The organism is Pseudomonas sp. HK3, assembly GCF_052920985.1.
On sequence record NZ_JBREXD010000001.1, the window covers coordinates 621,172 to 633,836 of the forward strand.

Annotated in this window: 7 protein-coding genes; 4 read left to right on the plus strand and 3 right to left on the minus strand. The window is 42.7% G+C overall.

Features of this window, described 5'->3' with window-relative positions; all coding sequences use genetic code 11:
- The first annotated feature begins 221 nt into the window (after window positions 1–221).
- A complete protein-coding gene (locus ACU6U9_RS03015; protein WP_446733606.1) occupies window positions 222–2,093 on the plus strand; it encodes a cation:proton antiporter in 1,872 nt (623 codons plus the stop codon).
- 20 nt (window positions 2,094–2,113) lie between these two features.
- Here the strand turns inward: ACU6U9_RS03015 and ACU6U9_RS03020 are convergent, their stop codons facing one another.
- Both ACU6U9_RS03020 and ACU6U9_RS03025 read right to left on the minus strand, forming a co-directional pair.
- Window positions 2,114–3,151, minus strand: coding sequence for an AraC family transcriptional regulator ligand-binding domain-containing protein (locus ACU6U9_RS03020; RefSeq protein ID WP_446733607.1), 1,038 nt, complete (start codon window positions 3,149–3,151; stop codon window positions 2,114–2,116).
- A gap of 7 nt (window positions 3,152–3,158) precedes the next feature.
- Window positions 3,159–4,064, minus strand: a complete 906-nt coding sequence (locus ACU6U9_RS03025) for a GGDEF domain-containing protein (protein WP_446733608.1) — start codon at window positions 4,062–4,064, stop codon at window positions 3,159–3,161.
- Window positions 4,065–4,386: 322 nt separating this feature from the next.
- Here ACU6U9_RS03025 and ACU6U9_RS03030 point away from each other — a divergent pair, with 322 nt between their 5' ends.
- The 3 genes from ACU6U9_RS03030 (at window position 4,387) to ACU6U9_RS03040 (ending at window position 10,834) form a co-directional block, all read left to right on the plus strand.
- A complete protein-coding gene (locus tag ACU6U9_RS03030) occupies window positions 4,387–7,173 on the plus strand; it encodes a TonB-dependent receptor (protein ID WP_446733609.1) in 2,787 nt (928 codons plus the stop codon).
- A 72-nt stretch (window positions 7,174–7,245) separates the two neighbouring features.
- Window positions 7,246–9,144 carry a phytase gene (locus tag ACU6U9_RS03035; RefSeq protein WP_446733610.1) on the plus strand — a complete coding sequence of 633 codons (1,899 nt, stop codon included), beginning with the start codon at window positions 7,246–7,248 and terminating at the stop codon, window positions 9,142–9,144.
- A gap of 67 nt (window positions 9,145–9,211) precedes the next feature.
- Complete coding sequence (locus ACU6U9_RS03040) at window positions 9,212–10,834, plus strand: alkaline phosphatase (RefSeq protein ID WP_446733611.1); 1,623 nt, start codon at window positions 9,212–9,214, stop codon at window positions 10,832–10,834.
- Between the two features lie 59 nt (window positions 10,835–10,893).
- Here ACU6U9_RS03040 and ACU6U9_RS03045 read toward each other — a convergent pair whose 3' ends face one another.
- Window positions 10,894–12,648 carry a hemopexin repeat-containing protein gene (locus ACU6U9_RS03045; RefSeq protein WP_446733612.1) on the minus strand — a complete coding sequence of 585 codons (1,755 nt, stop codon included), beginning with the start codon at window positions 12,646–12,648 and terminating at the stop codon, window positions 10,894–10,896.
- Window positions 12,649–12,665 lie beyond the last annotated feature (17 nt).

The following is a 12,665-nucleotide window of genomic DNA, read 5'->3' on the forward strand; positions in this document are numbered from 1 at the left end:
GGGGTTCTTTAAGTTTATTAAAAATAATAAACGATTGCGTCATAACGAATAACTCAACCGTAGGGTGGGCATTGCCCACCATCAAAGAGTGAAGTCAGGCAATGTGCTACCTACTACCTTGATTTAGACCCCGTGTATACCTAAAATCAAATACAGCGCTTCACTAGCAAAATCCCGCCTTAGTGCTACAGTAGCCCCATTTTCTATATTAAGGATTCACAATGGAAAGCATCAGTGCGCTTTCACTACTTGCCAGCATTGGCGTGTTGTCACTACTTTGCCAATGGTTTGCTTGGCGCATTCGCGTGCCTTCAATCTTACCTTTACTTGTCTGTGGCTTATTAGTCGGGCCGGTGTTTCATATTCTTGACCCTGATGCCTTATTTGGCGACTTGCTCTTCCCAATGGTGTCACTGGCGGTAGCCATCATTTTATTTGAAGGCAGCTTGACCTTAGATTTTAAGCAAATTCAGGGTCACGGTGCCATGGTACGTAATTTGGTCAGCGTGGGCATGTTGATCACGTTTGCCATTATTGGTGTATTCACTCATTACATTATGGGTTTATCGTGGGAGTTATCCGCCTTGTTTGGTGCGCTGGTGGTGGTAACCGGCCCTACCGTGATTGTGCCCATGTTGCGATCCATTCGCCCTACCGCAAAAGTGGCCAACATTTTACGTTGGGAAGGCATCATCATTGACCCCATTGGTGCATTGTTAGCCGTACTGGTTTATGAGTTTATTATTTCGAGCCGCGACACGGCGTTGATTCATGCCATGCAAGCATTTGGTGTGACTTTATTTGTGGGCTTTGGCTTTGGTTGGGCGGCTGCAAAAATATTAATCGAAGCGCTTAACCGCAATTGGTTACCGCATTACCTACAAAACCCTGCAACGCTTACATTTATGCTGGGTGTTTATGCCATGTCGAATTTCTTACAACACGAGTCAGGCCTATTGACGGTTACCATTATGGGTATGGTCATGGCTAACAGTCGTAAAGTGGACCTTGAGGGTATTTTAGAATTTAAAGAGTCCCTCAGCGTATTATTAATCTCTGCACTTTTTATTATTTTAGCGGCTCGCTTAGATTTAACCCACTTTGTCACCTTAGGGTTACCTATGGTGTTCTTACTGCTTATTATTCTATTTGTGGCTCGCCCACTAAGCGTCTTAATTTCCTCTTATAAGTTAGATTTAAATTGGAAAGAAAAAGCATTGCTTTCATGGATTGCACCTCGCGGTATTGTTGCCGCCGCGGTTTCTGCCTTATTTGCTTTAAAATTAGAAACCGCTGGCTGGCAAGGGGCGGATATTTTAATCCCTATGGTGTTCATGGTGATTATCACCACCGTGGTATTACAAAGTTTAACCGCAAAATATGTGGCGGTTGGTCTAGGGTTACAAGAACCACCTGCACAAGGTTTCTTAATCTTTGGTGCCAACGATACCTCCCGTGCCATTGCTAAAACATTGATGGAACAGAACGTCAAAGTACGTATTGCAGATACCAACTGGGAAAACTTAAGCCAAGCCCGCATGGAAGGTTTGCCTGTTTATTTTGGTAACCCAGCATCTGAGCACGCAACCAATCATGCAGACTTATCTGGCATTGGGCGCTTACTCATCTTGTCGCCCTACAAACAACTTAATCCATTAGTCAGCATGCACTTTTTAGATTGGTTTGGTAAAGACAAGGTATTTGGCTTAGGTAATGAAAGTGATCTGCGCGCCAGTCATCAATCATCTGGCAGTTACACTCAAACCTTGGGGTTATTTGGTGATGGCATTAGCTATTCTAAACTGGCCAGTTTACGCGCTAAAAAAGCACTCGTGAAAAAAACCCAGCTAACCGATAACTTTTCGTTTGAAAGTTACCTTGAGCAACATGGTACTAGATCACTGCCTTTATTTGCCATTGATGAAGGCGGTTATTGTCATATCTTTAGTGCACAAAAAACACTGAAACCAAAAGCAGGCTGGATTGTGATTGGTTTAATTTCACCAGATACAAGCGCTGAGAAAAGCATCGAAAAAGAAGCCGATATACAGGGAAAGTTAGCTCCCGACGCGCCTAACACGATATTACCCTAACGCGTAAGACATAAGGGCGATTATGATATCGCCCTTATGTTCAATTCTAGTTTTTCTCGCATACCATTGGGTGTGTTGCCACACCAACGTTTAAACGCCTTTCTAAAATTATGAGCATCTGAAAACTGCAAATAATCCGCAACTTGCTGATTACTCCACTTTCTATGATGCAATAAATATAAACATGTAGATAAACGCGCTTGATCTTGCACCTTTTGAAACGACGTACCATGTACTTTAAGCTTACGCTTTAAAGTAGCACTGCTCATATCAAATGCCATCGCCGCTTGTTCTAAGCTTGGATTATCATCAATGTTGCGTTGGTTCCACTGCGTAAATACCCCAATAAACCCTCTACGAATAACATCATACTGGCTGTTAGCTTGACGTGTTAACAACTGATTAATCGCGTCACTTGTTTGCACATTTGGCCATGCACACTGTAACTGATCACGCGGCAATACCAACATATTAATGCCCATATTAAATTGCACATGCTGACCTAAGTTCACCATGTACTCTTCAAGATAAGCCGGTGACTCATGAGAAAAACTTAAGCGCCAAGATAATTTATGACTGGCAAACCAATGGCTCAACGACAACAGTGCAGTGGAATAGGCTTCGACTAAAAACCGTTGTACCTGTGCGGCGCCTATTTCATCTTGCCAATATATAAAAACAGAATCGTCGCTATTTACAATAATAGGCTTTAATAATGGGCATAACATTTCACTGTAGCAATGAATTACATTTAATAATTCAGCAAGATTGTTTGTGCTATTTAATAACTGACTATAAACATCATAATGCCCAGGCCACATAGTATGACCCCAGCGAAACGCCAATGACGGCTCACCCAGTTTTTGAGCATTATCAATCAATTTAATAAATTGTATTGCGCTGATTAATTTATGACCTGACGCAATGTCTTCATAAAATAAACCCGTGCCTTTTAGATACTGATGATGATGAATACCTTGAGCATCTAACAAATCCATTAGGCGCAACAGTTGATAATGCGCAGGATAAATAGATTCATGAGATTCGCGGTACATCATAAGTGGCTCAAGCGACGTTAGGCGATAATTTATTATCCGCCAATGACGCGTTCACAAGGGAAACTAAATTTATGGCATCAGCGCCTGACGCACACGCTGTTCCCGTTAAAATATGATGCACATAACTATCACCGCTTTTTTGTAACCGATAATAAAAGTGCGCCACAGCATCTTGCAATTGCTGCGCAATGATCTGCGCCTGTGGCAAGTGAGTATTAGGTAAAATAATCGCATAGCGATCAGCAGCATAGCGGGTTAACAAGTCTTGCTCTCGCATATTGAGTTGTAAAAACTCAGCCAGTTGATATAAAAACCGGTCCCCTTCTGCTTGGCCATGAATCCGATTAAACAGCGAAAATTTCGCCACATCGATCATGATCAATGCCATATCATCATCGGCCTGCTTAGCGCCCATATGCTGTAATTGAGTGTTTAAATATTCAGCACGGCTTAAGTGTGTAATACGGTCAAACAAAGTATGTTCGCGAAACAACTGTTCTCGCTTTTTTAATGTGTCATTTATTTTTAGTTGCTCTTGATACCAATGAAACAAGCCGTAAGTCAGTAACAAGATTCCCACTGGCATGGCAATGGATTCAAACCATTGATCCCACCATTGTTCAGCGGGCAATCGAATAAATTCATCAAGGGCATCTTGCCAAAATGCCACCATCATCACGCCCAGCCCCAAGGTTAACCAATTGGTCACGCGCCCTTGTGGTCGGCTACCCAAAATAAACGCAATCCACAATGCCATGGCCGCTGCACTGCCGCCCTCGCCAATCACATCGACCCAGTCAATCTCAGCAAAAAACTTTGGCTCACCTAATGTCCACGTCACAACTAAGCAAAGTGTGAGTAAAAAAAGTAACAATGATATTTTTTGTTTATGCAGTTGCAGTGTCATCAGCATGATAAGGCCTAAATATATAACTGCTTAGTGGAATACCAATTTAATATGACACTTTCTTTACAAGCGGGATTTAATTTAGGGGTTAAATCAGCTCACTGTTTATTTCAATATACACAATACAAATTGGATTTTTTCACTCGCCCCAATGTCTAGCGGCTTATTACGGGTCTAAAGACAAAATATTACGGGTCATAACAGATCATACGCCGCTTAAATAAGCCTAAATTCTATGCATTCTCCCTTGGGATAAAAAGGCCGTCACAGTACTGTCATTTAATTTTTCTACCGTCTAGCCACCTTTGACATGAACGCGGTACACACAATGAAAAAGCAATCTTTAACACACGCCATCGCCATTGCTGGCTTAACGTTTTTAACCTCAGCCAATGCAATGGCAGACGGCCAATGGGAAGGGGCTATTTTAAACGGCACCAGCTTACAACCCATTAATGGCGCGACAGTCAGTATCGAACGTTTAAATCGTGATGTCTTAGTTAATAAAGGCGGTAAATTTCGCCTTAATCAATTAAAGCCCGGCACCTATGATGTGGTTGTTCGCTTAGGCGACAAAACGCTGCACACACAAACAATTACAATTGAGGATAATAAAACCCTCAGCTCTAATCTTGTTGTACAAGATACCGACACCAGCATTGAAGAAATCCTAGTCGTCGGTCAAGCCGCACAAATGCAACGCGCCATTGATCGCCAACGTTATTCCGACAATATGGTGAGCGCAATCAATGCCGATGCCATTGGTCAGCTACCGGATGACAACGCCGCCGAAGCGCTACAACGCATTCCGGGTATTTCGATTGAGCGCGATCAAGGTGAAGGTCGCTTTGTGCGTATTCGGGGTATCAACCCTGACCTAAACGCCGTCACCGTAAACGGCACACAACTGCCTGCACCAGAAGCTGGGCGTCGCGCAGTCGCACTGGATGTCATGCCGTCTGATTTAATTAGTTCAATGACCGTCACCAAAACCTTAACCCCTGACATGGACGCCAATGCCATTGGTGGTAGCATCGAAGTTGAAAGTTTATCGGCCCTCGATCGCGCTGGCGCCTTTTATACGTTACGCGGCGAAGCCAGTTACGAAGAGCACACACAAGACACCAACCCAAGTTTAGCTGTAACCGCCGGCAACGCATTCGCACTGCCGAACAACCAGCGCTTAGGGGTGGCCGGAGCCATGAGTTATGATCATCGAAAATTTGGCTCTAACAATGTTGAAACTGGCGGCGCGTGGGATTTTGAAAATGGCGCAGCCCTTGAAGAATTAGAGCAGCGTGATTACACCATTGAACGTACACGCTTAGGCGCTGCGTTAAATTTTGATTATGAAATGGATAACGACAACAGTTTATATTTACGTACTTTATATAGTCGCTTTACAGATGATGAACAACGTCAAGCCAGTAAGGTTGAGTTTGGTGAACTTGAATTAAATGATGATGCTGAATTAGAATTTTCGGGCAGCCCAAGACAGGCAGGCGTTACTGGCCTTGCTGAAGTAAAACGCGAATTAAAAGATCGAGAAGAAACTCAAGAAATTTTATCCACAACCTTTGGTGGCGAACACTTCATTGACGACTGGACCTTATCCTATGCACTGGGCTACAGCACCGCAAATGAAGATGAACCCGGCGGTATTGCCGGTGCCGTGTTTAAACAAGAGGATTTAGACGGTGTAGGGTTCACCAATACACGCAAGCCAACCATGATTAGCCCAGCGGGTTATTTTGATGCCAGCGCTTATGAGCTAGACGAAATTGAATACACTGAGGCTTATACTAAAGACACCCAAACCAGTGCAAAATTTGATATTACCCGCGACCTATACATCAATGACTTTCCTGCGTTAATTAAATTTGGTGCTAAGTCACTGACACGTAAAAAAGAACAAGAAGAAAGCATTTATGTTTTCGATGAGTTTGGCTCAGCACCGGACACACTCACCGACTATCAAGGTGGCAAGGCTAACTACGATATAAATGCCTTTGGCCCAACCGTAAACAGCCAACAAATACACACCTTGCTTGCATCACTTGATAAAGCCAGCGCGTTCGATGAAGAAGAAAGCAAGTTAGCAACGTACGACATTGAAGAAAATATTAACGCAGCTTACGCGATGACCCGTATAGATATCGATGAGTTACGCATTTTAACGGGTGTGCGTTACGAAGCCACCGAAACAAAATTCAACGGTGTGAAATTTGATGGTGATGCTAATGAATTTGTCGCACTCAACAGCAAAACCACATCCGATGACATATTACCCGCCCTACACTTACGCTATGAATTAGCCGACAACACACAATTACGGGCGGCTTATACTCAAGCTGTTGTTAGACCAACGTTTGAACAAATGGCGCCTAGCTTTTCTGACACACAGGATGATGGCGATAAAGAAGCCAGTCTGGGTAACTCAGATCTTAACCCTCTTAAATCAAACAATATTGACTTAGGAATAGAACACTTTACCGGTAACGCGGGTTTAATATCTGCGTTTTATTTCCAAAAAAATATTACGGACTTTATTTATCAAACAGATTTAGCGGGCAGCCAACAATGGAGTGATTACGATAAAGTGGAAACATTTGTCAACGGCGACACGGCAACACTAAAAGGACTTGAGCTGGCGTATTCACAAAAATTAGCATTCTTACCTGCGCCATTTAATGGCTTATTATTTAGCGCGAATACGACACTCATCGAATCGGACGCAACCATTGATGCTTATGATGATGGCAATTACATCAGCCGTGATATCTCATTGCCAAATCAGTCTGATGTAACCGGCAACATGATCTTAGGATACGAACAAGGCCCATGGATGGTTCGTATTGCCGCCAACTACAAATCAGAATACTTGCTTGAAGTAGATGATATAACCAACTCAGACAAAGACGTGTACCAAGCAGAACAAACGCAATGGGATTTGAGTATGTCATACAAAATTATGGACAACATGAAAGTATCATTTGATGTCGCGAACCTAACCGATGAGCCTTACTACACCTATGTAAAATCTGAAAAATACAATGCTCAGTATGAAGAATACGGCACTCGTTATCGCTTAGGCCTGACATTATCTGAGTTTTAAGCACACGTTGTGCATGATTGGGGGCCCCGCCCCCTCGTTTTATTTTGTAAAAGCAACATAGGTTTATATTGAATGAATGTTATTAAAAAAGTTGTGGGCATGGTTTCAGCTGCCGCATTATTAACAGCGTGTGCTCATACACAAACAGATTCAGCAGTAATAACGACACATACTGAAATGCAAGAACGTGTGCTTCCATTAAAAGGTGAGCACGCCATTTTACTCTCTAGTCAGCAGTGGCTTAATTATGGGCCAGATAATCAAATCAGCCTATCCAATGCAGAGCACCAAATAATTGATCAAGCATCCGTAAAAGCAGAATACCTAGACCACAGAGAAGTCGATGGTAATACCGCCGTTTTTGCCATCAATAAAGACGGCCAACCAAGCTTGATTAAAACCAAAGGCAATGCGCTTTTGATCAAACATGCCGCGACTATTACTACACCATTAGAAGGCTTGTGTCTTTATCAAACAAAAAATACCCCTTTGCACGTATTTTTACTTGATGAACAACACATGGCAAACCAATATTTAGTCAATGAATTCACTGATCGAATTGAACTTCAATTACTGCGTCGCTTCCCGTTACCACCAGGAGCCGAAAACTGTGCCGTACATGATAACAGCGATCAATTTATTGTCAGCGAAGAAGGCATTGGCGTATGGGCCTACTCAGCCAGAGCAGAAAGCGAAGTAAAGCGCATTGCAGTGGATTTAGTCGCCCCTTTTGGCAAACTTAAAACAGACGCAGGGCCGCTGGCGATTGTTGATAACACATTGTTCATCGCACAGAGTGGCCAAAATATTGTGCATAGCTATGAAATTGATAACCGTGAATTCAAAGTAAAAACGACATTCGCAATAAATAAGAATATCGAACTCGACAGCCTGACAGTTAAAACAATTAATCAAACCGAAATAGCCTTTTGGGCATTAGATGATAAAAACGGCCATTTAGTTGAGTGGAAATCCCCCTATCAGCCACAGCAAATGAGTAAACGCAGTATTCATAATGTTATGCCCGTTGTGGAAACCGCCCCCGTTAAATCCCAAGGCGACGCCGCAGATGATCCTGCCATTTGGGTACACCCAATACACACTGAAAAAAGTCTAGTATTAGGCACCAATAAAAAACGAGGCTTATATGTTTACGATTTAAGCGGTAACGAACAACAAGAACTGTTAGTGCAACGGGTGAATAACGTCGATGTACGTCAAGGTTTTACTCATAAAGGTAAAGCCGCCGATATCGCCGCCGCCAGTCAGCGTGACCGAAACGCCATTGCCTTATTTCACATTAATCCTAGTAACGGTGTATTAACCACAGTGAATGAAATTAAAACGGGTTTAGACCATGTTTATGGCTTATGCATGTACACAGGCAAACAGAACAATGTCTATGTATTTATAAACGATGAAGACGGTCGCTTTGAACAATGGCACATTATTGATACTAAACAAGGTTGGCAGGGTAAGCTTGTTCGTGAGTTCGCTGTCGCCAGTCAGCCCGAAGGTTGCACGGTTGATGAGTCACAACAACGCTTATTTGTAGGCGAAGAAAACGCTGCTCTTTGGACGCTAGGCGCTGAACCAAATGACAGCACAAAAATGGAACTCATATCCAAAGTAGGCGACATACTAACCGCCGATATTGAGGGCATGGAAATTTATGCAGGGAAAAATAAAAACTGGTTAGTGGTCTCAAGTCAAGGCAATGATAGTTATGTGATCTTTGACGCACAGTCACCTTATAAACCAATGGGTGAATTTAGAATCACACTCAACCAAGCGCTAAATATTGATGGCGCATCTGAAACCGATGGCCTAACGGTTTCATCGGTTAACTTTGGTGAAAAATTCCCAGACGGTTTATTAGTGGTGCAAGATGGTCGCAATTTTATGCCAGAAGAAAATCAAAATTTTAAATTAGTATCATGGCGTGATATTTCAATCGCCCTTGATCTTTAATTCATATTTAGTCATTTTATCGCCCTAAGACGCATCGGCCGTTTTAGGGCTTTTTGGTAGGATAAACATGAAGCACCTAATTACACCATCCATTGCATTGTCATTTAGTCTATTAACCGCTTGTAGCCAGCAACCCATAATTGAACACCCCATTAAACGCTCTATTAAACTCCCAGAACAACAAACATCAAATAGTTGGTATCAACAAGGCAATAAAAGCATTGAAAATAAGTTGTCTTACCTTGATATGAACCAAGCGGGCAAAGCCAAAAATATCATTTTATTTGTAGGTGATGGCATGGGCATTAGTACCTTAACCGCTGCGCGTATTTTGCAAGGCCAAATACAGGGCCAAACCGGTGAAGAAAACTATTTAAGTTTTGAGCGTTTCCCGTTTAGTGGCTTGGCAAAAACCTATAATACTAATCAACAAACCCCTGACTCCGCTGGCACTATGTCTGCCATAATGACAGGCATTAAAACCGATGCAGGTGTATTAGCCGTTGATGAATCCGTGAGCAAAGGTGATTGCAAAAGCAGCAAAGGCCATGAGCTTGTATCAGCACTTGAAATCGCTGAGCTTGCAGGTAAATCAACCGGTATGGTGACCACTGCACGCATCACTCACGCCACCCCTGCCGCCACTTATGCAAAAACAGCAAGTCGAGATTGGGAAAATAATTCAGACATACCACCTGATCAAGCAGGGTGTGATGATATTGCATTACAACTCATTAATTTTAAGCAACGCCTTGCTAATGCTTATCCCAATTTAAACAGTGACGGCATAGAAGTCATATTAGGTGGTGGACGTCGTAATTTTTTACCTAATCAAACATCGTTCAATCAAGAAAACCCTAATGCAAAAAAAGCAGAAGGCAAGCGCACTGATACTCAAAATTTAATTAGCCAGTGGCAGAATCAATTTCCACAAGGGCGCTATGTCAATAATCGTGATGACTTTATAAACGCATCCACACAAAACAACAGTCACTTACTTGGGTTATTCCACCCTTCACACATGCGCTATGGCGCTGATGCAAAAAATGATGCATTGGGTGAACCCAGTTTAAGTGAAATGACAAGTGTGGCGATTGATCAGCTGTCTCATAATAAAAATGGATATTTTTTAATGATTGAAGCGGGTCGTATTGATCACGGCCACCATGCCGGTAATGCCTATAACGCTTTGCATGAGACCATCGCGCTATCCGATGCGGTAGAAGCCGCTTTAAAAAAAGTGGATCTAAGTGAAACCTTAATTATTGTTACCGCCGATCACAGTCATGTTATGACCATGGCTGGCTACCCCAAACGAGGCAACCCAATTTTAGGCAAAGTCATTGCGCCAAATAAAAATACGCCTACAATAATGGCCGATGGCTTACCTTATACCACGCTGGGTTATTTAAATGGTCGCGGTATGCATGATCTTGGCAATGAAACCGATGCAGATGCAGTAGATGAGCATCCCATTAATGTGGGTAGAAAAGACATCTCAAATATTGATACCACAGCACCGGGTTATCACCAAGAAGCCTTAATCCCTCGCAACAGTGAAACCCATGGTGGCGAAGACGTGGCTATTTTTGCAACGGGCCAAGGCGCCCACTTAGTCACAGGGGTGAACGAGCAAAATGTGATTTTTCATATCATGATGTACGCGTCTGGTTTGCTCAATCAACAGTAACGAACCATAAAAAAGGAGGCCTAATGGCCTCCTGTTTTATATTCAAAAAACGTATTTATTTAGTTCATTAATCCAGGCCACGTACCACTGTTAACCTCATTTGGGTATCCTGCATCCACACGGTCAAGCGTAATGTTGTAACGTACATACTTTTGATTTTTCAAAAAGATATAACCGCGACCATTATTCCATTTAACCGCCGACTGAATCTCATTGGCATAATTACCTAGGCCAGGCCAAGAGTTATTATTAATTGCCTTTGGATAACCCGAATCAACACGATCGTTAACAAGGTTATAACGGATATATTGGCCATTATCTAAAAAGAAGTACACGCGGTTTCCTTTCCAGCGCAGAGCCGCCACAATATTCGTTGCATAGTTTTCCATGCCTGGCCAAGTGTCGTTATTAATCGGTTTAGGGTAACCAGAATCGGCTTCGTCAGAACTAATATCATAACGAATGTAATTACCATCGTTTAAAAAGAAATACGCTTTGTCGTTATCTTTTCTAAAGGCTGCGACGATTTTATCCGCATATGCGCCTAAACCCGGCCAAGTGGCTTCGTTGGTTAAATTAGGGTATCCGGCATCGGCTTTATCTAAGAGTTTACTGTAACGTACATATTGATCATCAGAGCGGAAGAAATACGCACGGGTCGCATTCCAATCTAATGCGGCGGTAATGTCTAAACGATTCAAACGCCAAGTGGCCGGTGTGCCATTCTTCACCAAGGTGTAATCTAATAAACCATCTATGCTTTGTAGATCACTCCACTGCCCTTCAAGGTCATTGACGTTATCCACAAGCTGACCGTTGCGAAACACGTCTACATTGGCATCACCTTCAGGAACCCACGTTAAATCCGCATTGGTATTGGATACCATTAATTTACGCACGGCCAAATCACCATTTAATGGGATGCCATCAAGCGCCCATTCAATTTGAGGCTCTATGCCTAAATGGCGCAATACCGTCGGTGTTATACTTGCTTGTGACGGGTAAGCGTATAACCCATTAAAATCTTGGTTTTCAAGATTGTTCGCAGGCTGAGTAAATTCATGATTAAGTGTTTTATTGCTGGCAATAAAAATGGTTTTTTCTTGCACGCTTTGGTTACCATGATTACAACCAATTACAGGTGTACGACCATGATCCGTGGTGATTAATACTAACCAATCTTCCCCTTGCGCAATTTTGGCATTCACTGTTGCCATCATTTGGCCCACTTGCGTATCGGCCACTTCGATTGAGTTTTGATAAGCCGAACCAAAACATTGAGAATGCCCATAGTGGTCTGGGTCATCTAGGTGCGCAAATATGAAGTCGGCACTTGTGGTGTTAATAACATCAATAACTTTATCGGTTACGGCTTGGTCAGAAATCCCATTAAGCGTCAGGTTGTTGCCCACTACGTCATTTCTAAAATAATGGGTATTGGGTGTTCCCCAGTGAGCAATACTGGCGATGTAAGCATTAGGCTTTGCATCACGAATACGCTTAAACACACTCGGAAAATCTGGGTTAGCTAAATCATCACCATTGGCGGCAATACGGTGCTTGTTTACCCAAACACCCGTTAAAATCGTAGACCAGCCTGGCCCGCTTGAGGTTTTTTGCTCTGTGGCCGTACCCGCTATGCCCCCTGTAAACGCTTTACTTATATTCAGCTGATCCATATTGGGTGTGTTGGCTGCCTGTAACTTCTCAAACTGCACACCATCAATACCAATAAGTAATACCTTACTTTCTGCCGCCACCAGTGACGAGAACACCATCACGCTGCTTACCACTATTCGTTTAATGAGTTTCATTGTGACCTCCTTTTGTA